Here is a 23,705-nt window from a genome sequence, read left to right on the forward strand (position 1 = left end):
GGCAGGGACCGTTGGCGAGCGGGTCGCGGTTCTCCCGGCCGTTGCCGGGACGGCGGGCCCCACCGCCGGTTCCGCCCGAGCATAACGCCGTCCCTCAGCCGGCCTCGTCCGCGGCCGCGCCCGCCGGTCGGGACCGGCCGGGGTGGGCCGGTCAGGCCGCGACGTCGGCCAGCTCGTGGGTGGCCGCGGCGTCGCCCGGGGTACGCCGGGCACGCCGCTCGGCCACCAGCAGCACCGCGAGGCCGAGCAGGGTGAGCCCGGCGCCGGCCCAGATCGGGGCGGTGAAGCCGAGGCCGGCGTCGATGGTCAGGCCGCCGAGCCAGGCGCCGAGCGCGTTGCCGACGTTGAACGCGGCGATGTTCGCCCCGGAGGCCAGGGTCGGGGCCCGGCGGGCGTACTTCATGATCCGCATCTGGAGCGGCGGCACGGTGGCGAAGCCGAACGCGCCCATCAGCACCAGCGCGACCACGGTCAGCGCCGGGTTGCCGGCGGTCAGCGCGAAGCCGACCAGCACCAGGGTGAGCACCGCCAGCACGGTGACCAGGGTCCGGGACAGCGACACGTCGGCGGCCCGGCCGCCGGCCAGGTTGCCGGCGAACAGCCCGACCCCGAAGAGCACCAGCAGCCACGGCACGGTGCCGGCCGCGAAGCCGCTCACCTCGGTGAGCGTGTACGCGATGTAGGTGAACGCGCCGAACATGCCGCCGAAGCCGAGCACGGTGACCACGAGCGAGAACCAGACCTGGGCGTGGGTGAAGGCCCGCAGCTCGCCGCGCAGCCCGCCGGTCGGCGCGGCGTCGGTCGCCGGACCGCGGCCGGGCACCAGGACGGCGAGGCCGACCAGCGCGACCAGCCCGATGGCGGTGATCGCCCAGAACGTGGCGCGCCAGCCGAGGTGCTGGCCGAGGAGGGTGCCGAACGGCACGCCGAGGACGTTGGCGATCGTGAGGCCGGCGAACATCATGGCGATCGCGCCCGCCCGGCGGGCCGGCGCGACCAGGCCGGCCGCCACGACCGCGCCGATGCCGAAGAACGCGCCGTGGCAGAGTGCCGCGACGATCCGGCCGGCCAGCATGGTGCCGTAGTCGCCGGCCAGCGCCGAGAGCAGGTTGCCGGCGATGAAGAGCACCATGAGGCCGAGCAGCACCGGCTTGCGGCGCAGCCGGGTGACGGCGGCGGTGAGCGCCACCCCGCCGACCGCGACGCTGAGGGCGTAGCCGGAGATCAACCAGCCGGCCACCGACTCGCTGACCGCGAAGTCGGCGGCGACCTGGGGGAGCAGCCCCATGATCACGAACTCGGTCAGCCCGATGCCGAACGCCCCGATCGCCAGGGCGATCAGGCCGCCGGGGAGGGCCGAGGTGCGCTGTGCCATGCCGTACCCAATCCATGCGTTCGAAACAAAAGGCGCGTGCAACTACCCGCGCCGACAACGAAGATAGTTGCACGCGCCGTATACCGGCGCAAGGGTGGTAGCCTGGGGCCGTCCAGGTCACACCAGAGGGGGCGTCATGGGGATCGCCGACGACGCGGTGGAGATCCGCGCGCAGGGCTGGCGCACTCTCGCCGCGCTGCACGGCCTCATCGAGACCGCGCTGGAGCGCGCCCTCCAGGGCGAGCACGACCTCTCCGTCGTGGAGTACACGGTGCTCGACGCGCTCTCCCGGCAGGACGGCTGGCACATGCGGATGCGGCAGCTCGCCCGCGCCGCCGCGCTCTCCGGCAGCGCCACCACCCGCCTGGTCACCCGGCTGGAGGAGCGCGGCCTGCTCACCCGCGTGCTCTGCGCGGACGACCGGCGCGGCATCTACACCGAGCTGACCGCGGCCGGCTCGGAGCTGCTCGGCCGGGCCCGCCCCACCCACGACCGGGTGCTCGCCGACGCGCTCGCCGAGGCCGAGCGCACCCCCGAGCTGGCCCCGCTGGTCGACGCGCTGCACCGGCTGCCCGCCGCCCGCTGAGCACCGACACCCCCGGCGCGGCCGAATCTCCTCCCACTGCATCGGCGACCGGCTATGCCGACGCCGCTGACCTGGCAGGACGGGCCGTACGGGCGTACGGTGATCGCACCCGCCCGGCGTGACGCGGCGCCGGCGCACCCGTCGCGCAGGAGGCCACCGTGCAGGACCGCACCCCTCGTCCGGACGAGCTGGAACCCGTCGAGCGGGCCGGCGTCGACGAGCTGCGGGCGCTGCAACTCGACCGGCTGCGCTGGTCGCTGCGGCACGCGTACGACAACGTGCCGCACTACCGGCAGGCCTTCGAGGCGGCCGGCGCGCACCCCGACGACCTGCGCGAGCTGGGCGACCTGGCCCGCTTCCCGTTCACCGGCAAGGCCGAGCTGCGGGAGAACTACCCGTTCGGCATGTTCGCGGTGCCCCGGGAGCGGGTCGCCCGGCTGCACGCCTCCTCCGGCACCACCGGGCGGCCCACCGTCGTCGGCTACACCCGCGCCGACCTCGACACCTGGGCGAAGCTGATGGCCCGCTCGATCCGGGCCTCCGGCGGCCGCCCGGGCGACCGGGTCCACGTGGCGTACGGCTACGGGCTGTTCACCGGCGGGCTCGGCGCGCACTACGGCGCCGAGGAGCTGGGCTGCACGGTCATCCCCGTCTCCGGCGGGATGACCGAGCGGCAGGTCATGCTGATCCGCGACTTCGAGCCCGAGGTCATCATGGTCACCCCCAGCTACATGCTGGCCATCGTCGACGAGATGGAGCGCCAGGGCCTCGACCCGAGGTCCACGTCGCTCCAGGTCGGCATCTTCGGCGCCGAGCCGTGGACCGAGGACATGCGCCGGGAGATGGAGCAGCGCCTCGACATGCACGCCGTGGACATCTACGGCCTCTCCGAGGTGATGGGCCCCGGGGTGGCGGTCGAGTGCGTGGAGACCAAGGACGGCCTGCACCTGTGGGAGGACCACTTCTACCCGGAGATCATCGACCCGGTCACCGGCGAGGTGCTGCCCGACGGCGAGCGGGGCGAGCTGGTGCTCACCTCCCTCACCAAGGAGGCCATGCCGGTGGTCCGCTACCGCACCCGCGACCTCACCCGGCTGCTGCCCGGCACGGCGCGCAGCATGCGCCGGATCGAGAAGATCACCGGCCGGACCGACGACATGATGATCGTGCGCGGGGTCAACGTCTTCCCGACCCAGATCGAGGAGCTGATCCTGCGTACGCCCGCGCTGTCGCCGCACTTCCAGTGCGTGCTGGACCGGCAGGGCCGGATGGACACCCTCACCGTGAAGGTGGAGCGGCGGGCCGGGGTGGCCGCCGACGAGGCCGAGCGGGCCGGCGCCGTCCTGGTCGAGCAGGTCAAGAACACCATCGGGGTGAGCGTGGCGGTCCAGGTCATCGAACCCGACGGGGTGGAGCGCTCGATGGGCAAGATGCGCCGGATCGTCGACCAGCGGCGGGGCAACTGACGTGGCGGGCGAGGACGGCCGCACCGCGGCCCACGACATGTTCGACGCCGACGTGGCGTCCAAGGGGCTCGGCATCGAGCTGGTGTCGGCCGGCGACGGCGCGGCGGTGGCCCGGATGCGGGTCACCCCGGCCATGCTGAACGGCCACGCCATCGGCCACGGCGGCTTCGTCTTCCTGCTCGCCGACACCGCGTTCGCGCTGGCCTGCAACAGCCACGGCCCGGCCACCGTGGCCGCCGGCGGCGAGATCAGCTTCCTCCGCCCGGTCCGCGAGGGCGACCTGCTGGAGGCCCGGGCCACCGAGCGGGTCCGCTACGGCCGCAGCGGCATCTACGACGTCACGGTGTGGCGGGACGACGAGGTCGTCGCCGAGTTCCGCGGCCGCAGCCGCACCATCGCCCGCGACTGACCGGCGTGCCGGCCCGTCCGCCCGCCGCGCTGCGGCAGGATGGGCCGATGGCACACATCCTGCTCCTGCACTCGGTCTACGGGCTGCGCCCCGCCGTGCTGGCCGCCGCCGACCGGTTCCGCGCCGCCGGGCACGAGGTGACCACCCCCGACCTGTACGAGGTGCCGGCCGCCGACACCGTCGACGCCGGCTTCGCGCTGTTGGAGAAGATCGGCCGGGACGTGGTCCTCGACCGGGCCCGCGCGGCGGCGGCCGGACTGCCCGCGGACACGGTGCTGGCCGGCTTCTCCATGGGCGCGGGCGTCGCCGGGGCGCTGCTCGCCGAGCGGCCGGAGGCCGCCGCGCTGCTCCTGCTGCACGGCACCGGCGGCGATCCCGCCTCGGTACGCTCCGGCCTGCCGGTGCAGCTGCACCTCGCCGACCCCGACGACTACGAGACGCAGGACGAGGTGGACGACTGGCAGCGGGCGATGACCGCGGCCGGCGCCGAGCTGACCGTGTACCGCTACCCGGGCCCCGGGCACCTCTACACCGACCCCGGCACGCCCGATCACGACGCGCCGGCCGCCGCCCTCACCTGGGACCGGGTCCTGGCGTTCCTCGCCGACCGCTGACCCCCCCCGGGACCGGCCCCGGTCCGGCCGCCCCGGGGACGACGTCCGGGTCGGAGTGGCCCCGTGCCCGCTCCGGCCCGGACGTCGTCTCACGCGGCGAGCCCCCGCACGCCGCCGGCCGAGGTCAGCCCGGCCCGGGCGGACGCCCCCACCGGCCGCTCCCGGCCGGTCCGGCGCGGACGCGGCGGCCCGACGGCCGGCGGTTGCCCGCCCACCGCCCCCACCCGGCCCGCCGGCTCGCGCGGCGGGCCGCCGGGTAACGGGTCCCGGAGCCCCGGGAACACCCCGAGCCGGGCCCGCACCGCCCGGCCCGGCCGGTTGCCGCCGGACCGGACCGCCGGGAGAGCGCCCCGGGCAGGGGACCCGGCGGAGGCGCCCCCCGGCACCGCCGCCGGCCGGCCCGCCGCGCCGCCGACCCGTCCTCTGCGGACGGCGACGGTCCGCCGGCTGGCCGTCCGCCCGCTGGCCGGCGCGCCGGTTCCCGCCGCCGCGCCGCCCCCCGCCGCCACACCCGGCGTCGGGGTACCTACCGCGACCGTGCCGGGCGTCGGGCCGTCCCCCGCGGCCACACCCGGCGTCGGGCAGCCCCCCGCGGTCGTGCCGGGCGTCGGGCCGTCCCCGGCGGCCACACCCGGCGTCGGGCCGTCCGCCGGCACATCCGGCGTCCGGCCGTCCGCACCGGGGACCGGCGCCGGTCGGGCCCCTCCACCCGACCGGAGCCCCACCCCGGCCGGGCACGCGGCCCGGCCGGTGGTGACCCCGCCGGCGGCCGGGCGGATCGCCCCGACCGGCCCGGCGTCCCGCAGCCGGCGGGCGAACTCCGCCCGCACGGCGCGGGGCAGCCGGTGCGCGGCCACCCGGGCCACGGCCGGCTCGGCGACCGCGTACCCGCCGGTGGTGGTCCGGCGCAGCAGGCCCGCGTCGACCAGCGCACGCAGCACCGGCTCGGCGCGCCCGGCCGGCCAGCCGAGCATCCGCGCCAGCGTGGCGGCCGGAACGTCCACATCCCGGGCGGCGACCGCCATCAACACGGCCCGCCGCTCCCCGTCCAGCCGGTCCAGCCGGGCGTCGACCAGCCGGCGGACCGGCTCGGGCACCCCGGCCGGCTCGGCGTCGGCGCCGAGCGTGGCGACGTACGCCGCCGCGGCGCCCGGGTTGCCGACGACCAGCGGGAGCAGCTCCGCGGCCGGCGCCGTGGGCCGGCCGGCCCGGTCGAGCAGGTGCCGCAGCAGCCGTCCGGTGTCGACGGTGCCCAGCGCGGGCAGCGGCACCCGGCGCCGCCGGCCGGCCGCCCCGGGCAGCAGGTCGGCCCAGCGCGGACCGTGCGTGGCCAGCACGGCGAGCGGCAGGCTCCGTTCGGTGGCCGCGGCGAACAGCCGGTGCAGGAACCGGTTCAGCGCCGGCGCGGCCCGGTCCAGGTCGTCCACCGCCACCACCACCGGCTGGCCGCCGGCCAGGTCCAGCAGGAGCTCTCCGCACACCTCGGCGCCGCGCGCGGCGGCCGCCGGGTCGGCCGGTGCGGCCAGGAACGCGGCCAGCGCGTGCGCCGCCGCAGCGCGCCGGGCCGCCGGCAGCCCGTCCAGGGTGTTGCCCAGCCGCCGGCGTACGGCCTCCGGCGACTGGCCGTCGCGGAGCCCGGCGAGGCCGCGGACCAGGTCCGCCAGCGGCGCCAGCTCGCCGTCCGGGAACGGCGGGCAGTGCGCCACACACCAGCGCACCGCGACGCCGTCCACGGTCGACACCGCGCGGACCAGCTCGTGCAGGAGCCGGCTGCGCCCGCTGCCCGCCGGGCCGACCAGCGAGATCCAGCGTGGACGCCGCTCCCGCACGGCCCGCACGATCTCGTCGCCGGCCGTGGCCAGCTCGCGGCGGCGGCCGACCAGCGGGGCGTGGTGCCGGGCCGGCCGGCGCCGGGCCACCCCGGTCACCCGCCAGACGTCCAGCGGCGCCGCCCGGCCGGCCACCGCCAGGGCGGTGAGCGGGCGCTGCTCGACCAGGCCCGCGACGGCCCGCCGGGTGGCCGCGCACAGCACCACCCCGCCGGGCGGGGCGTGCTCCTGCAGGCGGGCCGCCGTGGTGATCACCGCGCCGCTGGCCGCGCCGTGCCCGCCGTCCCGGGTGGCGGCCAGGTCGACCAGCACCTCGCCGGTGGCCACGCCGACCCGGACCCGCAGCCGGGTGCCTGCCGGCAGCCGCCGGTCCAGCGCGTCCTGGATCTCCAGTCCGGCGCGTACCGCCCGGTAGGCGTCGAAGCCGTCCGAGTCGTGCGCCCCGAACAGTGCCATCACCGCGTCGCCGACGTACTTCTCCACGACGCCGTGCCACCGGTGGAGCACCGCGGCCACCGTGCCGAAGTAGGCCTGCTGCAGCGCCCGCACGTCCTCCGGGTCGAGCCGCTCGACGAGACCGGTCGACCCGACGATGTCGGCGAAGAGGACGGTGACCGTGCGCCGTTCCTCCGGCACGGGCCAGCGGGCCCCGGTGACCGCTTCCCGACTCCCCACGGGCGTGGTGATCAGCATCGCACCCACCCTTTCCCCGGTCCGGTGCCTGACGACCACCGGAGACTTTCACCACCGGGTCCTCGGGGGATCGGTAGGACGACGTATGTCGACCACCCGCAACCATTAGTCGTAATGTCGACGCGAGGAGTACCACAAGGGCGTTGAGCCCGTAGAACGGTGCGGGAACCTGTGACTAGGCTGCGGGGCATGGCCAGCGATGTGGACACTGCGCCGCTCGTCGGCCGTGCCGACACGGTGGGAGCGCTGCGGTCGGCCCTGCTCGACGACGTCGCCCCCGGTCAGACCGCGGCGGTGTTCCTCACCGGTGAGAGCGGCGTGGGCAAGACCCGGCTGCTCACCGAGGTCGGCGAGCGACTGCGGGACGCGGGGGCGCTGGTCCTCACGGGCGTCTGCCTCGACATCGGCGACGCCTCGCCGCTGCACCCGCTGCGCCAGGCGCTGCGCCGCCTCGACGCCGACCTGACCGAGGCCCGCACCTCCTCCGCGGTCCGCGGGCTGCTCCAGGTCTTCGACGAGGAGACCCCCGGCCCGGACGGCGCCGGCGCGCTGCTGGAGCGGGTGTCGCGCGGCCTGCACCTGGTCGCCGGCGGGCGGCCGCTGGTGCTGGTCCTCGACGACCTCCAGTGGGTCGACCGCAGCACCCGCCAGCTCCTGCTGTACCTGCTCGCCGGCCTCGGCGACCTCCAGCTGTCGGTGCTCGCCGCGATCCGGGCCGAGTCGTTGCAGGGCGCGCACCCGCTGCGCCGGGTGCTCACCGAGCTGCGCCGGCTGCGCTCGGTCCGGGTGGTCGACCTGGCGCCGCTGGAGCGGGCCGGCACCGACGAGCTGGCCGCCGCGATCGTGGGCGCGCCGCTGGCCCCCGACGCCGCCGACCAGATGTGGCAGCGCAGCGGCGGCAACCCGTTCGTGGTGGAGGAGCTGGCCCGCGACCTCCGCGACGGCCACGACGGCCTCTCCGACACGCTGCGCGAGGTCTTCCTGGCCCGGGTCGACGCGCTGCCGCAGCCCGCGCACGCCGTGGTGCACGCGGTCGCCGCCGGGGTCGAACCGGTCGAGCACTGGCTGCTGGCCCAGGTCGTCCGGCTGCCCGAGGACCAGCTGATCGAGGCGGTCCGGGAGGCGGTGGCGCACCGGCTGCTGGTCGGCGCCGACGACGGCTACCGGCTCCGGCACCGCCTGGTCGCCGAGGTGCTGGCGCACGAGCTGCTCCCCGCCGAGCGGGCCGCGCTGCACCGCCGCTACGCCGAGACGTTGACCTCGGCCACGGCCGAGCTGCACCAGGCCCGGCTGGCCCACCACTGGCGGCTGGCCGGCGAGCCGGCCCGGGCCCTGCCGGCCGCGATGGCCGCCGCCCGCGAGGCCGAGCGGCTGCACGGCTACGCGGAGGCGCACCGCCACTGGTCGGCGGCCCTGAGCCTGGCCACCACCCCGCCCGCCGTGCTGCCCGACGGCGGCCGGCCCGAGCCGGCCGAGGTCGACCGAGCCGAGCTGCTGACCCACGCGGCCGAGTCGGCGCACCACTGCGGTGAGCACGCCCGCGCGCTGGCCCTGCTGGAGGAGCTGGCCGCGGACCCGGCCGGCCCGCCCACCTGCGCCCTGCACATCCGGCGGGCCCGCTACCTGGCCGCCGCCGGCCGGTCCGCCCCGGCCGAGGCCGAATACCGGCGGGTGCTCGCCGCGGACGACTGCACGCCCCGGGAGCGGGCCACCGCCGCCGCCCACCTGGCCGAGCTGCTGCTGCATCTGGGCCGCTACGCGGAGGCCGGCGACCAGGCCCGCGAGGCGCTCCGGCTCGCCGCCGACGTCGAGGGCACCGCCTCGGAGGTGGTGCTGGCCAGCGCCGCGCTCGGGTTCAGCGAGGCCTACCTGGAGGACCCGGACGCCGGGCTCGCCGTCATGCGGGAGGCGCTGGACACCGCCGAGCGCTCCGGCCGGCCGGAGGACGTTGCCTGCGCGTACCTGCACCTGGCCGAGCTGCTCACCGGGCCGCTGAACATCCTCGAGGAGGGCGTGGTGGTGGCCCGCCGGGGCGCCGAGCGGGTCGCCGAGCTGGGGCTCGGCCGCACCTGGGAGACCCGGCTGCTGGCCATCGCCACCAACGGGCTGTTCCGGGTGGGGCAGTGGGCCGAGGCCGAGAAGGTGGTGGCGGCCGCGCTGCGGCACCGCCCGTCCGGCGCCGACGCGGTCGAGCTGCTGCTCGCCCGGTGCCGGCTCTCCGTCGGCTACGGCGACGTCGAGGCCTCCGACCGTGACCTGGAGGCGGTCGCCACGGTGCTGGCCGGCGGCGGGGCCCGGCACGTGCTGCCGATGCTCATCCTGCGGGCCGGGCTGGCCATGTGGCAGGGTCGCCACGACCTGGCCCGGCAGGCGGTCCAGCGGGGCCTGACCGAGAGCCGCTCCGACGACGTCATCGTGCTGGCCACGCTGGCCTGGCACGGGCTGCGCGCGGAGGCGGAGGCGTCGGCCAGCCGGACGGTCGAGGTGGACCCGAACGCGGTCCGCCGGCTGCGCGGGGTGGTCGACCGGGTGGCCGCCAAGAGCGGCAAGGCGGGCGCCCCCGTGCGCTACGTCGCCGACGCGTTCCTGGCCCTCTGCGCCGCCGAGCTGAGCCGGCTGGACGACGGCCGGGGCGACCCCGAGCTGTGGGCCCGCGCGGCCACCGAGTGGGACCGGCGCAACCACCCCTACCCGGCGGCCTACTCGCGGCTGCGGCAGGCCGAGGCGCTGCTGGCCCGGCGCAGCCGGGTCGCCACCGCCGGCAAGCTGCTGCGACAGGCCCACCGGACGGCCCAGTCGCTCGGTGCCCTGCCGCTGAGCGAGGAGATCCGCACCCTGGCCGGGCGGGCCCGGGTCGCCCTGGACGAGGGCACGGCCGCCGCGCGTCCGGCGCCCCGGCCCCGGGCCGCCGAGCCGGCCGCGCCCACGGTGGACGAGCTGGTGGTGCTCACGGCCCGGGAGCGGGAGGTGCTCGCGGCGGTCGCCGAGGGGCTGACCAACCGGGAGATCGGCCAGCGGCTGTTCATCAGCGAGCGGACCATCGGCGTGCACGTGTCGCACATCTTCGACAAGCTCCAGGTCCGCACCCGGGTGCAGGCCAGCGCGATCTTCCTGCGCAACCGGGCCGAGTAGCCGCGCGTCGGCAATACGTCGTTCTACTGATCCGGCCGCCGTACGCCGGCTGGAAGGCTGTCCAGCGTCACCGGGTGGCGTCGTGGGGGCGCCGACCACTGTGGAGGAGAGATGACCGAACCGGTCTGGGGTCCCGTGCACCACGACATCGTCGGGCTGCTCGCCGACCACCCCGCCGACGTGCCGGCGGTCGTCGACCACCTCACCAAGCTCCAGGACCTGCTGGTCCGGCTGCCTCCGCTGGAGGAGAGCTGCCCGCTCGCCGATTTCAACAAGCTCTACCTGGTCATCACCTCCACGGTCCTCGACGGCCTGTACGACGACCGCTTCAGGGACCCGACCTTCCTGGCCCGGCTCGACGTGGAGTTCGCGGCCCGTTACTTCGACGCGCTGCGGTTCTGGACGGACTCGCACCCGAGCACGCCGAAGGCCTGGTCGTGCCTGTTCCGGCGGATGCGCGGCCCGGACGCCCGGCCGCTGCCGTCGGCCGCCGCCGGGGTGAACGCCCACATCAACTACGACCTGCCGTTCGCGCTGGTGACCACCTTCGACAGCCTGGAGTCCGAGCCGGTCGACAGCAGTGACCAGCACCACGACTACCTGGAGATCAACAAGATCTTCGCCGAGCGGATCCCGGAGCTGCGCCGCGGCTACCTGGACCACTGGCAGCTGATGATCGACATGGTGAACGGCGACATCGACGACTGGTACCAGGGCGAGCTGGTCGAGTACACCCGGAACGTGGCCTGGCGCAACGCGCAGAAGATCTGGCGCTGCCGGCACGACCCGGAGGCCCGCGAGTGTGAGCGGATGCGGCTGGACGACAACGCCGCACTGCTCGGCCGGCTGCTGCTGTCGCCCCTCGGGGCGTTCCTGCAGTAGCCGGGACGGGGGGTCCCCGCGTCCCGCCCCCGTCGGGCGCGGGACGCGGGGACGCCGTCGGTGGTGCGAGGATGGGCCGGTGGAAGAGGCGCTCCCCGGCAACGTGACGGCCGGGGTGGTCCGGGTCGGCGACACCGTCCGGCGTCCGGCCGGCCCGTGGACCGCGAGCGTCGACGCCCTGCTCGGCCACCTGCACGCGGTGGGCTTCCGCGGCGCGCCCCGGCCGCTCGGCCGGGACGACCGGGGCCGGCAGGCGCTGGAGTACGTCCCGGGGGAGCTGGGCGACCCGGCCGGCACGTACTCCCTCGACGAGCTGGCCTCGATCGGCGCGTTCCTGGCCGATCTGCACCGCGCGACGGCGTCCTTCACGCCCCCGCCCGGCGCGAGCTGGCAGACGGCCATCGCCCCCGACGGCGCGGAGCTGGTCTGCGGCTCAGCGGCCGGCGCTGGCCGCGCTGCTCGGTCGCCGGGCCCGGGCCATGGTCGACCTGCTGACGGCGGGCGCCCGCGACGGGGTGCAGCTCTGGGCGCGGATCCACGCCGAGGACGGGGCGTACTGGCGGGCCACGGCCGCGCTGCTGGACGCGGGGGTGGACCGCTGGAGGGCCGCCCTGGCGTGACCGGTCAGCCGCGCCGGGTCCGCCCCCGGTACGCGGCCGCGGCGGCCCGGTTGTTGCACAGCTCGCAGCAGTAGCGCTGCCGGCCGGCGCGGGTCCGGTCCAGGTAGGGCGCGTCGCATCCGTCGGCCGCGCAGACGCCGAACCGTTCCGTCCCGCCGGTCGCCGCGGCCCGGGCCAGGGCCCCGGTGACGAGGGCGGCGAACGGTCCGACCGGGCCGGGCCGGGGCAGCGGGGTGAGCCGCAGCGTGCCGTCGGGCCCGGGCTCGACCACGGTGCCGGCGCTGACCCCGGCGAGCACCTCGTTGAGCGTGGCCACCCGGGCGGCCGGGTCGGGCGCGGCGAAGACCGCGTGGAGCCGGTCGCGCAGGTCGCGCAGTCGGGGCAGGTCGGCCTCGGTGAGCGGTGCGGTGACCTCGGCGAGGCCGGGGTCCCGGGCGGCGGCGCGCAGCCGCGCCACGGAGAGCTGGTCGACCGGGTCCTGGAGCACCCAGGAGCTGTGCAGCAGCGTGATGGCCAGGCGCAGCGCGGGTTCCAGGGGTGGCACCGCGCTCATCCGCGTCTCCTCCCTCGTCGGGTTGCCGACACGTCCGCGGTCCTCCCGCACTTGACCGATCGCCGCCCGCCATCCTAGCGTCGTCAGTTGTAAAGCGGCTTTAAAAACTTATGGAGGTGGCACATGCGACGTCTGCCCGCCCTCGTGTCCGTGGCCGCGCTGCTGGTCACCGGCGCGCTCGCCGGCGGCGGCAGCGCCCAGGCGGAGGCGCCCGCCGAGCCGGCGGCCGCGGGCCACGCGGCGCCCACGGTGGTCCGCGACATCGAGATCCCGGTCGCCGGGCAGCCGGCCGTCCGGGCCTGGCTGGTCCGGCCGCAGCGCGCCGGGGGCGGGCTGGCCGGGGTGCTGGACCTGCACTGGTTCGAGCCCGGCCGGGCCAACCAGGACCGCGGCGAGTTCCTGGCCGAGGCCACCGCCCTGGCCGGGCGCGGCGTGGTGTCGGTGCTGCCGCAGCTCACCTTTCCGTGGGCGGGTGACCCGGTCGGCGACGCCCGGGACCGGGGCGCCGTCACGGCCCAGCTCGACGGGGTCCGGGCGGCGTACCGGCGGCTGCTCGCCGAGCCGGGGGTGGACCGGGCCCGCACCGCGGTGGTCGGCCACGACTACGGCGCCATGTACGCCGTCGACCTGACCGCCCGCGAGCCGGGGCTGCGCAGCGCCGTGCTGCTCGCGCCGGACGCGACCTGGGCCAACTGGTTCGACCGCTACTGGCTCCAGCTGCCGGCGGGGGAGAAGGAGGCGTACCGGGCGGTCTTCGCCGGCCTGGACCCGGTGGACCTCGTGGGGCGGCTGGGCGCCGGGGCCTACTTCCAGTTCGCCGGCGCGGACCGGTTCGTCGGCGCGGAGACCCGCGCCGCCTTCGCCGCCGCGGCGCCCCGGGCCACGGTGTCGCTCTACCCGGAGGAGGAGCACGACCTGGGCGCCGCGCGCACCCGGGACGACCGGCTCGCCTGGCTGGCCGGCCGGCTCGGGCTGCGCGGATGACCCGAGGGATCCACCGGACCGGGCGGCGTCGGGGGGCGTCGCCCGGTCCCGGCCGGCGGTTGAGCGGCCCGGACTGAGGGCGCGGACGGGTGTCGGTCCGGCCCGACCGGGTACCCGGCGGCCATGCCGCACACCGGGTCGGTCCGCCGCTTCGCCTTCCGCTTCGACCCGGCGTTCCGGCTGCCGCTGGCCCTGCTCGGGGTGCGGCCGGAGACCGCCCGGGTCGAGCTGGGCCCGGACGAGCTGACCGTGCGGTTCGGTCCCTGGCGGCTGCGTACCGCCCGCAGCAACGTGAGCGGGGTCGAGCTGGGCGGCCCGTACCGCTGGTGGCGGGTGGTCGGGCCGCACCTGTCCCTCGCCGACGGTGGGGTCACCTTCGGCACCGGCGTGGCCGCCGGGGTCTGCCTCCGGTTCGCCACTCCGGTGCCGGCGCTCGTCCCCGGCCCGTGGCCACGCCACCCGGCCGTCACGGTGACGGTGACCGACCCGGAAGCGCTGCGCGACGCCCTGGCCACCCCACCCTGATCATCTTTCTTCCGCTTGCCCGGTTCCGCCGGGCCGCGCCCCGGGTACCGCCTACCGTCGGGTCAGGGCCTGAAGGGGTGCACATGGCGGAGGCACGGGACGGGGCGCAGCCCCGGCGGGGGCGGGGGCGCCGCCACCAGGCGCAGTCGACCCCCGCGGACCGGGCGCTGCGCGACGCTCGCGACCCCGAGCGCGGCGATCGCGCCCGGCGCGGCCCGGCGACGCTGCCCGAGCGCGTGGAGAGCCCGGTGCGGCGGGCCCAACCGACCGGCGGGTTCGCCCGCTGGCTGTTCCAGCACCGGGTGCAGCCGGAGGGCCCGGAGACCCGCGAGCACCAGTCGAAGGGTCATCCCTGGTGGCGGGTGATGTGCCTGACCGGTGTGGACTACTTCTCCACCCTCTCCTACCTGCCGGGCATCGCGGCGGTGGCGGCCGGCGCGCTGAGCCCGCTCGCGACCCTGCTGATCGTCGCGCTGACGCTGTTCGGGATGCTGCCGATGTACCGGCGGGTCGCCCGGGAGAGCCCGCACGGGCAGGGCTCGGTCGCCATGCTGGAACGGCTGCTGCCGTTCTGGCGGGGCAAGATCTTCGTGCTGGTGCTGCTCGGCTTCGTGGCCACCTCGTGGATCATCACGATCACGCTCTCCGCCGCCGACGCCACCGTGCACCTGCTGGAGAACCCGGTCCTGCCCGAGTCGTTCCCGCACGGCACCACGGCCGCCGTGGTGGTGACCGTGGTGCTGCTGCTCATTCTCGGCGGGGTGTTCCTGCTGGGGTTCAGCGAGGCGGTGCAGGTCGCCATCCCCCTGGTGGCGGTCTTCCTCGGCCTGAACGCGGTGATCGTGGTCGCCGGCCTGGCCGAGGTCGCCGCCGACCCGGAGACGCTCACCGGCTGGACCGACCGGCTGACCCAGGTCGGCGGCGCGGGCGACGTGCTGGCCACCAGCGTGCTCGCGTTCCCGCTGCTGGTGCTGGGCCTCTCCGGCTTCGAGACCGGGGTGAGCATGATGCCGCTGGTCAAGAGCGACGGCGTCGACGCCGAGCACCGGTTGGCGGCCCGGATCCGCAACACCCGCAAGCTGCTCACCACCGCCGCGCTGATCATGTCGGTCTACCTGATCGCCACCACCTTCGTCACCACCGTGCTCATCCCGGCGCACGAGTTCGCGCCCGGCGGGGCGGCCAGCGGCCGGGCCCTGGCCTTCCTGGCCCACGAGCACCTGGGCGAGGCGTTCGGCACGGTCTACGACATCAGCAGCATCCTCATCCTCTGGTTCGCCGGCGCCTCGGCGATGGCCGGCCTGATCAACATCGTGCCCCGCTACCTGCCCTCCTACGGCATGGCGCCCGAGTGGGGGCGTGCGGTCCGGCCGGTGGTGCTGGTCTACACGGCGATCAGCATCGCCATCACGGTCGCCTTCCGCGCCGACGTCAACGCCCAGGCCGGCGCGTACGCCACCGGGATCCTGGCCATGATGGTCTCCGGCGCGATCGCGGTGACCATCTCCGCCTACCGGTCGCGGCACCCGTTCGCCGGGATCGGCTTCACGGTGCTCACCCTGGTGCTGCTCTATGCACTCGTCGAGAACGTCATCGAGAAGCCGGACGGCATCACGATCTCCGGCCTGTTCATCGCCGGCATCGTCGCCGTCTCGCTGATCTCCCGGGTGTCCCGCACCACCGAACTGCGCGCCGAGCGGATCGAGTTCGACGAGGCGGCACGGCGGTTCGTCGCCGACTCGATCGCCCACGACGGCCGGCTGCACCTGATCGCCAACAAGCGGCAGAGCGGCTCGCTGAAGGAGTACCGGCTCAAGGAACGCGCGCAGCGCGGCATGAACCCGGTGCCCGGCGCCGCCGACGTGCTCTTCCTGGAGATCGACATCAGCGACCCCTCGCGGTTCAGCGAGGTGTTGCGGGTGCACGGGGTCGAGGTCGGCGGATACCGGATCCTGCGGGCCGACAGCCCCGCCGCGCCCAACGCCATCGCGGCCATCCTGCTGGCCCTGCGGGACGCCACGGGGGTCCGCCCGCACTGCCACTTCGAGTGGTCCGAGGGCAACCCGATCGCGCACCTGCTGCGCTACCTGATCCTCGGCCGCGGCGACACCCCGCCGGTGGTCCGGGAGATCATCCGCAAGACCGAGCCGGACCCCACCCGCCGGCCCGGTATCCACGTCGGCGGCTGAGCACCGCCACCGGCCGCCGGCCCCGTCCCGCTTCCACGACCCGAGGGGTACGCGGGCCGCCACCCGCACCGGGCTGCGCCCGGCTACCGGCGCCCCGCCGGTGCGCGCCGGTCAGGCGAGCGCGCGCACCCGGGCGAGGAAGTCGCCGGCGCAGAAGTCGAGGAAGCCGTCCGGGTCCGGGCCGGCGTTCTGCAGCACGATGTGGTCGTACCCGGCGTCGACGTAGGCCTTCACCTTCGCCAGGTGCGGCTCCGGGGCCGGCCCGACCGAGAACTGCTGCCGGATGTGCTGGTCCTCCACCCAGACCGTGGCCGCGTCGAAGTTCACGGGGTTGGGCAGCTCGCTCATCACCTTCCACCCGGTGACCGCCCAGCGGCTGGTCTCCTTCGCCGCGCGCACCGCCTGCTCCTCGTCGGAGGCCCAGGCCATCGGCACCTCCGCGTAGTGCGGCCCCCGCCCGCCGGCTTCCCGGTAGCACTCCACGATCGACGACTTCGGCTCGGTGGCGAACAGCCCGTCGCCCAGCTCGGCGGCCATCGCCGCCGAGGACCGTCCGCTGGCCGCCACGGCGATCGCCGGGGGCGTCTTCGGAAGGTCCCACACCCGGGCGTCCTCCAGCTGGAGGTGCCGGCCCTCGTACGACTGGTAGCCGCCCTGCCAGAGCAGCCGGATGATCTCCAGGGCCTCGCGCAGCCGCTCGTGCCGGCCGCGGACGCTGGGGAAGCCCTGCCCGACCACGTGCTCGTTGAGCCGTTCGCCCGCGCCCACACCCAGGGTGAACCGCCCGCCGGAGATCAGCGCCATGGTGGCCGCGGCCTGGGCGATGATCGCCGGGTGGTACCGCACCGAGGGGCAGGTGACCCCGGTGGCCAGGCCGATCGTGCGGGTCTTCGCGGCGATGGCGGCGAGCGCGCTCCAGGTGAAGCAGGAGTGCCCCTGCACCTCCAGCCAGGGGTGGTAGTGGTCGCTCATCTCGACGAAGTCGAAGCCGGCCTGTTCCGCGCGGACCGCCTGCCGGATGAGTTCCTGCGGGCCGAAGGCCTCCGAGGCCAGCTTGTAGCCGATCTGCATCGCCCTGGTCTCCCGTTCTCCGCGCGGCTGGACCGCTGCCCTTCCCATCCCACACCGCGACAAACGCCGCCGGAGCGAAGGACCCAGCCTCCTAGGACGCCCTGGCGGTGGTGACCCTGCGCGCTCCGGGCACGGAAAGGCCCGCGCCTCGGGGGAGCGGGCGCGGGCCGGCGGTGCGGGGGTGCGGCCTACTTGGACGGCTCGGGGAGCTCGCAGTCCACCTTGGGGTTCGCGCCGATGTAGTTCAGCGGGCCGGCCACGATCGTGACGAGGATGGTGCCGGCCTCGGCGCAGTTGGTCTCGTCGTTGCCGTAGTAACCGCGCTGTCCGGCGGCGATGGCGCCGATGACGAGCCAGATGACGACCAGGACGCCGACTATCGAGGTGCCGCGCATGGGTTGCCTCCACTGGGGTTGTGGTGGATTCGAGGTGGAGGTCATGTACCCAGAGCGGGGGAACGGTCAAACGGCGCCGCGGCTGCGGCGCGGCCGATTCCGACCATCGCTTGCCCGGATCAGTGCGGCGGCGCCGGGCTCTCCGGGGGTCGCCCCCGGCTGCGCAGGTGGTCGGCGACGGCCACCCCGGCCAGCACCAGCGTCGTGCCCAGCGCCGCGTAGATGGGGGCGAGGTAGAGAAGGAAGGGCGCGAGCGTCAGCAGCGCCAGGACGCCGCCCGGTCGGGAGACCGACACCCGGCTGAACACCTCGTACTCGAACGCGGCGCGACCGGTCAGGAACAGCGCCGGCCCACCCAGGATGATCGCCAGCCAGGCCGGCGGGGTGCGCCCGGTCGGTTCGAGCAGCACCAGGTCGAACCCCGCGGCGCTGGTCACGACGCCGGCCACCATCAGCAGGTGGGTGTACGGGGCGGAGTTCAGGAACTTGCTCGGCTGTTTGGACATGGCGATGGCGTGCGGCAGCAGCTCGCCGGACTTGTGCACGTAGATCCGCCAGAGCAGCAGGGTGGTGGCGAACGCGATGGCGAACGCCCCGATGTTCTCCGCCTCGGAGTGGTGCAGGCTGAAGACGGTGCCGGTGACCAGGATGGCGTCGCCCAGCGCGATGATGAAGAACTGCTGGTAACGCTCGGAGAGGTGCTCGGCGGTCACGTTGCGCTGGGCGTCCGGCACCACGCCCAGTCCCGGCACCGGGTACGCGAGCCGGAAGCCGAGGTAGTCGATGCCGAGGGCTACCAGCCAGAGCGTCTCGCGGGCGTGGCCGCTCGCCGTCGCACCGACCAGCCAGGGGATCGCGGAGACCGCGAACCAGATGAAGATCCGGGCGGCCCGGCGCTGGGTCTGCCGGTGGTGCCGGACGGCCGGCATGAGGAACAGCCCGCGTCCGAGATGGATCGCCACGTACGCGCCGGCGAAGACCAGCCCCCGGCCGCTGAAGGCCTCCGGGATGGCGGTGGTCATCAGCAGCGCCCCGAACATCACCCCGACGATCAGCAGCTTGATCTCGGGACGTTGCGGGTCGTACATGTCGGTGACGAGCGTGGTGATCGCCCAGGTCCACCACAGCGCCATCAGCATGATCAGCGCTTGGACGGCCCGCTCCCAGTCGATGCCGGTGACGAGCCCGCGGGAGATGAGGGAGAGCGCGACCACGTACACGAGGTCGAAGAAGAGCTCCAGCAGGGTCACCCGGCGTGGCGCCTCGGGGTCCCGGACCGGTGGCCGCCGCTCGGCGGGCTGCTCCGGCGTGGGGGTGGGCACGAGCTGCTCCTGCGGTGGCGGGATCGGCGCGGCGGGCCGTCCGGCCCTGCACCGACCGTAGCCACGCCCGCGTGGGCGCGGGCCGGCTTCCGGCATTTCGCGCCCGTCCGAGGCGCGGCCAGTGGTGACCGCCGGTCACCACCGGCCGCGCGTCGGATCAGGCGCCCTCGCCGGCCCCGGCCGGCAGCACCCGCTCGGCCTCGGCGCGGGCGCCGGCCAGCACCTTCGCCTGCTGCGACCAGGTCGCCAGGCCCGGCGCGGCGCGCAGGCCGGCGGCCTTGACGGTCTCCCGCAGCGTCGCCTCGTCCAGCTCGCTGAGCTGCTGGTAGGTGCGGATGCCGGCGGCCTGGAGGGCGGCGGCCAGCTTCGGCCCGATGCCCTGGATCCGCCGGAAGTCGTCGGCGGCGTCCACCTGGGCCGGAGCGGCGTCCTCGACCGCGGCGCGCGGCGCGGGCACCGTCACGGGCGCGACCGGCTCGTCGGCCACCGGCTCGTCGGCCACCGGCTCGGTGGCGACCGGCTCGTCGGCCGCCGGCTCGGCCGCTGCGGCCGGCTCCTCGGCCACGGCCACCGGCTCCGGCGCGGTGCGGGCCGGCTCGGCCTCCTCGTCGGCGGCGCGCGGCGCGGGCACCGCCACCGGCTGCCCCTCCTCGGCCACCGGCTCGGCCGCCACCGTGCGGGCCGGCACCTCGTCGGAGGCGGCCGGCTCGGTGACCGTCACCGGCTCGGTGGACGGCAGGGGGGTGGCCTCGGCGGCCAGCGTGGCGGCGGCCGGGGCGGCGTCCTGGTCGGCCGGGGCCGGCGCCTCGGTCACCGCGGCGGGCGCCGGCACCTCGTCGACCACGGCCTCCGGCCGCTCCCGGTCGACCGTGGCGGTCACCTCGGGCGCCGGGGCGGCGGCACCCTCCACCGTGGGCGTGCCGGTGCCGGCCGTGTTCCGTCGGCCGCTCACCACCCACCCGATGACCAGGCCCACCAGCAGGGCCAGGATCAGCACCAGCCACTGCCCGAAGCTCGACGGCATGCCAACCTCCTCCTATGTACGTGAACGACAATCGCGAGAAAACCGGGGGCAGCTTCGCACACGTACGCGCGGGACGACAGGGAGGTCGGCGGCTGCCGCCGCCGGTGGGACGGGACGTGCCGGCCGGTGGCCGCGGGATGACCGAGCGTGTGCTGCGCCGAAGGGGCGCCCCGGACCCTGGTGCCGTTCGAGGGTTCGGGACGCCCCGGTCTTCGCGCCGGGCCGCTCAGCAGGCCTGGCGGGGCGCCGGCAGGTCGGCCGCGTCCCAGCTGTAGAAGCAGCCGGCCACGGCGTCGCGGGGGGAACGCCAGGTCGGCAGGTACGGCGAGGTGTGCGCCGAGAGCCGCTCGTTGACCTGCTGGTAGAACGGGTTGTCGCGGACCTCGGCGGCCAGGTCCGGGTCGACGTCCACCGTCTCCATGAGGTGCACGCACAGGTCGTGCAGGTAGTACAGCGAGCGGTGCCGTATCCCGGTGAGGCGAGGCAGGTCGGTGGCGTCGGACTCGGCGAAGATCTGCGCCACCCGGCCCTGTGCGCCCGGCACGATCCGGCTGACGACCAACAGTCGACTCATCGGGACCCCTCTCGCCGCTGGCGGTGCCGACTCCGGTCCAGGGCGCCGACCACCGTGGGCACACCCTGCCGGGCCCGCTGTCACCTGGCCGTCACGGCCCGGACGGTGACATTGATGGCGGTGGTGACGCCGGCGGCGGTCAGCGCGGGTGGGGTGTGGTGGGTGCGGTCGAGCCGCGCGGCGACGAGCCGGTCGGGCGGCCGGGGGCGTTGGTCCGGTCGGCGCGCCGTTGGGGCGCCTCCCGCCGGCTGGCCCGCCGGATCGGGGCGAGGGTGTCGTCGAGCAGCGCGCACATGGCCGGGGACGGTTCCAGGCGCAGCTCGCGCAGCAGCAGGTCGCGGTAGACGTAGAAGGCGTGCACCGCTTCGAACGCGTTGCCCTCGGCGAGGTGGATGCGGACCACCAGGCGGTGCGGTGTCTCCCGCAGCGGCTCGGCGGCCATCGCCTCCAGCGCCGCCTCCAGGGCCTCGCCGTGCCGCCCGGCGGCGAGATGGTTGCCGGCGAGCTCCTCCAGCATGTGCAGCCGGAGCTGCCGCAGCCGTTCCCGTTCCAGCAGCACCCAGTCGTCGTACCAGCCGGGGAGCAGGTCGTGCCGGCCGGCGCCGGCGGCGCCGCGGGGCACCCGGCCGTCGCGTACCTGGTCGGCGGACGCCACCAGCTCGTCGACGTCGAGGTGGACGGCGGGGTCGAGGCGGACGGTGTCGCCGTCGGTGCGCAGCGGGCAGCAGGGGTCCTGGCGGAGCCGCCACAGCGCGGTGCGCAGGGAGGAGAGCGCCCGGTCCTCCGAGGTCTCCGGCCACAGCAGCCCGGCGAGGTGGCTCCGGGTGGCGGCCGGGCGGAGCCCGATGAGGGCGATGACCCGTTGCAGGCCCCGGGGGACCACCACCGGTACGCCGTCGTGGAGCAGCCGGAACCCGCCGAGCAGGTGCAGCGACACCTGTGGGGCGGGGTCCCCCGCCGTCGGCAATCTCGATCCACCGGACACGGGCGCACCCCCAGCACGCGGAACCCTCGTCCCGACCGTCCTCTGTCGCTCGGCTCGGCTGCCCGCGACGCCGGTGTCGGAACGGCTCCGCCGTGGCGGAAAAAGCCCGCTGTGACCGGGCTGACCGGTACGGAGGATATCAACACTTGTTACTCTGAGTCAACGACGCGTCGGTTTGCTGACCGTCTGTAATGGTCACACGAGCGCCCTGTGAACTGCGAAAAAGTGTCGCTATCCATTCGCGGATTCTGATCTTCACATAGCCCGCACACAGTTTGCGTCAACGCAGCGTCACCAACTTCCCGGGCCGATGGTGGCCGGTTGACGCCGCGTTGACGGTGCCGGCGGCACCGTGGCGCCAGTCGTGCGCCGAGATCGCTCGTCCCGCACCGGTACGCATCCAGGGGAGGCCGCGGATGGACCGCTCGCTCATCGTCGCCAAGGTGGTGCCGACCGCCGAGGATCGGGTCGCCGAGATCTTCGCCGCGTCCGACGCGACCGAGCTGCCGGGCCTGGTCGGCGTCCGGCACCGCTCCCTCTACCGGCTGCACGACCTCTACGTCCATCTCCTGGAGACGGAGGCGCCGACCGAGGGGGCGGTGGAGGAGGCGCGCGGCCATCCCGAGTTCGTCCGGGTCAGCGAACGGCTGCGCCCGTACATCTCGCCGTACCTGCCGACCTGGCGGTCGCCGCGCGACGCCATGGCCCACTGCTTCTACCGGTACGACGCCCCCGGGCGGCGGCCGTGACCACCACCGCACCGCGGGACGAGCAGCTGTGGGCCCGCTGCGACGACTGCGCCTCGCTGCTCTACCGCAAGCGGCTGCGGCGCAACCTCGACGTCTGCCCGGAGTGCGGGTCGCACGCCCGGCTGGACGCCCCGGACCGGGTGGCGCAGCTGGTCGACCCGGACTCGTTCACCCCGCTGCCGGACCGGGCGGTGCGGGTCGACCCGATCGGGTTCGTGGACGCGCTGCCCTATCCGCACCGGCTCGGCGCGGCCCGCGCCGGCTCCGGCCTGGACGAGGCCGTGCTCTGCGGGACCGCCCGGGTCGGCGGCCACCCGGTCGCCCTCGCGGTGATGGACTTCCGGTTCCTCGGCGGCAGCCTCGGCTGCGCGGTCGGCGAGCTGATCACCCGCACCGCCGAGCGGGCGCTGGCCGACGCCACCCCGCTGGTGATCGTCACGGCCTCCGGCGGGGCGCGGATGCAGGAGGGCGCGCTGTCGCTGATGCAGATGGCCACGGTCAGCCAGGCCGTCGCCGGGCTGCGTGAGGCGGGGCTGCTCACCGTCAGCGTCGTCACCGACCCCACCTACGGCGGGGTGGCGGCCTCCTTCGCCACCAACACCGACGTGGTGCTCGCCGAGAGCGGCGCCCGGCTGGGCTTCGCCGGCCCCCGGGTGATCCGCCAGGTCACCGGCGCCACCCTGCCCGAGGGCTTCCAGACCGCCGAGTTCCTGCTCCGCCACGGCCAGGTCGACCTGGTGGTGCCCCGGCACGCGCTGCGCGGGCGGTTGACGGCGCTGCTCGCCGCCGCCGAGGCCAGCCGGCGGGTGCCCGTACCCCGGCAGGAGCCGGCGCCGCGACCGGCCGTCACGGCCGGCGCGCCCGGACCGGCCCGGGACGCCTGGGAGACGGTACGCACGGCCCGGCACCCCGGCCGGCCCACCACACTGGACTACCTGGAGACCGCCTTCGACGGCTTCGTGGAGCTGCACGGCGACCGGCTCGGCGCGGACTGCCCGGCGATCGTCGGCGGGGTGGCCCGCCTGGACGGCCGGCCGGTGATGGTGATCGGCCACCAGAAGGGGCACAGCACCGCGGAGCTGGTGGCCCGCAACTTCGGCATGGCCAGCCCGGCCGGGCACCGCAAGGCCCTGCGGCTCATGCGCCTCGCGGCCCGGCTCCACCTGCCGGTGGTGACCCTCGTGGACACCCCGGGCGCGGACCCGGGCGTGGACGCCGAGCAGCAGGGCCAGGCCGCCGCGATCGCGGAGAACATCCTCGCGCTGAGCGTCCTGCCCACGCCGGTCGTCGCGGTGGTCACCGGCGAGGGCGGCAGCGGCGGCGCGCTCGCCCTCGCGGTCGCCGACCGGGTGCTGATGCTGGAGCACGCCGTCTATTCGGTGATCAGCCCGGAGGGTTGCGCCGCGATCCTCTGGTCGGACAGCTCGGCCGCCCCGCAGGCCGCCCGGGCGCTCCGGCTCACCGCCACCGACCTGTGCCGGCTCGGGGTGGTCGACGAGGTGGTGCCCGAGCCGCGGCCCGCCGCACACAACGATCCCGCCGGCGCGGCCGAGCTGCTGGGCCGGGCCGTGGCGGCGAACCTCGCCCCGCTGCTCGCCGTGCCGCCCGCCACCCTGGTCCGCCGCCGCCGGCAGCGGTTCCGCCGCTTCGGCGCGGCCCGGTCGGCCGGCGTGAACCCGCCGGTCGAGGCGGTCGATCGGACGCGAACGGAGGTGGCCGGGTGAGCGC

General features: G+C 75.8%; 21 protein-coding genes and 1 pseudogene. 13 read left to right on the forward strand and 9 right to left on the reverse strand.

The window, feature by feature from the left end; genetic code table 11:
* Nucleotides 1–151: 151 nt before the first annotated feature.
* Entirely contained in the window at nt 152–1,375 is a 1,224-nt protein-coding gene (locus NFX44_RS23100) for an MFS transporter (RefSeq protein WP_262285672.1), read from the reverse strand.
* Nucleotides 1,376–1,511: 136 nt separating this feature from the next.
* Here NFX44_RS23100 and NFX44_RS23105 point away from each other — a divergent pair, with 136 nt between their 5' ends.
* The 4 genes from NFX44_RS23105 to NFX44_RS23120 all read left to right on the forward strand — a co-directional run bounded on the left by NFX44_RS23105 (nt 1,512) and on the right by NFX44_RS23120 (nt 4,450).
* The gene (locus NFX44_RS23105) at nt 1,512–1,961 is read left to right on the forward strand and encodes a MarR family winged helix-turn-helix transcriptional regulator (RefSeq protein WP_262285673.1); all 450 of its coding nucleotides are present in this window, start codon (nt 1,512–1,514) and stop codon (nt 1,959–1,961) included.
* A gap of 158 nt (nt 1,962–2,119) precedes the next feature.
* A complete protein-coding gene (gene paaK / locus NFX44_RS23110; protein ID WP_262285674.1) occupies nt 2,120–3,427 on the forward strand; it encodes a phenylacetate--CoA ligase PaaK in 1,308 nt (435 codons plus the stop codon).
* A 37-nt stretch (nt 3,428–3,464) separates the two neighbouring features.
* Nucleotides 3,465–3,836 carry a hydroxyphenylacetyl-CoA thioesterase PaaI gene (gene paaI, locus NFX44_RS23115; RefSeq protein WP_262285730.1) on the forward strand — a complete coding sequence of 124 codons (372 nt, stop codon included), beginning with the start codon at nt 3,465–3,467 and terminating at the stop codon, nt 3,834–3,836.
* A 47-nt stretch (nt 3,837–3,883) separates the two neighbouring features.
* Nucleotides 3,884–4,450 (forward strand): dienelactone hydrolase family protein, encoded by a 567-nt coding sequence (locus tag NFX44_RS23120; RefSeq protein WP_262285675.1) that lies wholly within the window; start codon nt 3,884–3,886, stop codon nt 4,448–4,450.
* An 89-nt stretch (nt 4,451–4,539) separates the two neighbouring features.
* Here NFX44_RS23120 and NFX44_RS23125 read toward each other — a convergent pair whose 3' ends face one another.
* Nucleotides 4,540–6,972: an adenylate/guanylate cyclase domain-containing protein gene (locus tag NFX44_RS23125; protein ID WP_262285676.1), complete on the reverse strand. Its 2,433-nt coding sequence runs from the start codon at nt 6,970–6,972 to the stop codon at nt 4,540–4,542.
* Nucleotides 6,973–7,161: 189 nt separating this feature from the next.
* Between NFX44_RS23125 and NFX44_RS23130 the strand changes: the two genes are divergently transcribed.
* The 4 genes and pseudogenes from NFX44_RS23130 (at nt 7,162) to NFX44_RS23145 (ending at nt 11,606) form a co-directional block, all read left to right on the forward strand.
* Nucleotides 7,162–10,104, forward strand: a complete 2,943-nt coding sequence (locus NFX44_RS23130; protein ID WP_262285677.1) for a helix-turn-helix transcriptional regulator — start codon at nt 7,162–7,164, stop codon at nt 10,102–10,104.
* A gap of 111 nt (nt 10,105–10,215) precedes the next feature.
* Nucleotides 10,216–10,986 (forward strand): DUF5995 family protein, encoded by a 771-nt coding sequence (locus NFX44_RS23135; RefSeq protein ID WP_262285678.1) that lies wholly within the window; start codon nt 10,216–10,218, stop codon nt 10,984–10,986.
* A gap of 79 nt (nt 10,987–11,065) precedes the next feature.
* Nucleotides 11,066–11,272 (forward strand): annotated as a pseudogene (locus tag NFX44_RS23140) (aminoglycoside phosphotransferase family protein); the annotation flags it as partial.
* Nucleotides 11,273–11,465: 193 nt separating this feature from the next.
* A complete protein-coding gene (locus NFX44_RS23145; protein ID WP_262285732.1) occupies nt 11,466–11,606 on the forward strand; it encodes a hypothetical protein in 141 nt (46 codons plus the stop codon).
* Between the two features lie 4 nt (nt 11,607–11,610).
* Here NFX44_RS23145 and NFX44_RS23150 read toward each other — a convergent pair whose 3' ends face one another.
* A complete protein-coding gene (locus tag NFX44_RS23150) occupies nt 11,611–12,159 on the reverse strand; it encodes a CGNR zinc finger domain-containing protein (RefSeq protein ID WP_262285679.1) in 549 nt (182 codons plus the stop codon).
* Between the two features lie 123 nt (nt 12,160–12,282).
* Here NFX44_RS23150 and NFX44_RS23155 point away from each other — a divergent pair, with 123 nt between their 5' ends.
* From NFX44_RS23155 to NFX44_RS23165, 3 genes are all read left to right on the forward strand, one after another.
* Nucleotides 12,283–13,143 carry a S9 family peptidase gene (locus NFX44_RS23155; RefSeq protein WP_262285680.1) on the forward strand — a complete coding sequence of 287 codons (861 nt, stop codon included), beginning with the start codon at nt 12,283–12,285 and terminating at the stop codon, nt 13,141–13,143.
* 123 nt (nt 13,144–13,266) lie between these two features.
* On the forward strand, nt 13,267–13,668 hold the full coding sequence (locus NFX44_RS23160; protein ID WP_262285681.1) for a hypothetical protein: 402 nt from the start codon (nt 13,267–13,269) through the stop codon (nt 13,666–13,668).
* Nucleotides 13,669–13,751: 83 nt separating this feature from the next.
* Nucleotides 13,752–15,857, forward strand: a complete 2,106-nt coding sequence (locus NFX44_RS23165) for an APC family permease (RefSeq protein ID WP_262285682.1) — start codon at nt 13,752–13,754, stop codon at nt 15,855–15,857.
* A 111-nt stretch (nt 15,858–15,968) separates the two neighbouring features.
* On the opposite strand, the gene NFX44_RS23170 is transcribed toward NFX44_RS23165, so the two are convergent.
* From NFX44_RS23170 to NFX44_RS23195, 6 genes are all read right to left on the reverse strand, one after another.
* Entirely contained in the window at nt 15,969–16,928 is a 960-nt protein-coding gene (locus NFX44_RS23170) for a TIGR03557 family F420-dependent LLM class oxidoreductase (protein ID WP_262285683.1), read from the reverse strand.
* Between the two features lie 188 nt (nt 16,929–17,116).
* On the reverse strand, nt 17,117–17,323 hold the full coding sequence (locus NFX44_RS23175; RefSeq protein ID WP_262285684.1) for a hypothetical protein: 207 nt from the start codon (nt 17,321–17,323) through the stop codon (nt 17,117–17,119).
* 119 nt (nt 17,324–17,442) lie between these two features.
* On the reverse strand, nt 17,443–18,645 hold the full coding sequence (locus NFX44_RS23180; RefSeq protein ID WP_262285685.1) for a low temperature requirement protein A: 1,203 nt from the start codon (nt 18,643–18,645) through the stop codon (nt 17,443–17,445).
* A 157-nt stretch (nt 18,646–18,802) separates the two neighbouring features.
* Nucleotides 18,803–19,669, reverse strand: a complete 867-nt coding sequence (locus NFX44_RS23185) for a helix-hairpin-helix domain-containing protein (protein ID WP_262285686.1) — start codon at nt 19,667–19,669, stop codon at nt 18,803–18,805.
* Between the two features lie 226 nt (nt 19,670–19,895).
* Nucleotides 19,896–20,243, reverse strand: coding sequence for a TcmI family type II polyketide cyclase (locus NFX44_RS23190; RefSeq protein WP_262285687.1), 348 nt, complete (start codon nt 20,241–20,243; stop codon nt 19,896–19,898).
* A 139-nt stretch (nt 20,244–20,382) separates the two neighbouring features.
* Complete coding sequence (locus NFX44_RS23195) at nt 20,383–21,228, reverse strand: BTAD domain-containing putative transcriptional regulator (RefSeq protein WP_262285688.1); 846 nt, start codon at nt 21,226–21,228, stop codon at nt 20,383–20,385.
* A 416-nt stretch (nt 21,229–21,644) separates the two neighbouring features.
* Between NFX44_RS23195 and NFX44_RS23200 the strand changes: the two genes are divergently transcribed.
* Complete coding sequence (locus NFX44_RS23200; protein ID WP_262285689.1) at nt 21,645–21,977, forward strand: TcmI family type II polyketide cyclase; 333 nt, start codon at nt 21,645–21,647, stop codon at nt 21,975–21,977.
* Complete coding sequence (locus tag NFX44_RS23205; RefSeq protein WP_262285690.1) at nt 21,974–23,701, forward strand: acetyl-CoA carboxylase carboxyltransferase subunit alpha; 1,728 nt, start codon at nt 21,974–21,976, stop codon at nt 23,699–23,701. Before NFX44_RS23200 ends, NFX44_RS23205 begins: the two co-directional genes overlap by 4 nt.
* The last annotated feature ends 4 nt before the right edge of the window (nt 23,702–23,705 follow it).

Source organism: Micromonospora sp. MA102 (assembly GCF_025460765.1).
GTDB lineage: Bacteria > Actinomycetota > Actinomycetes > Mycobacteriales > Micromonosporaceae > Micromonospora > Micromonospora halotolerans.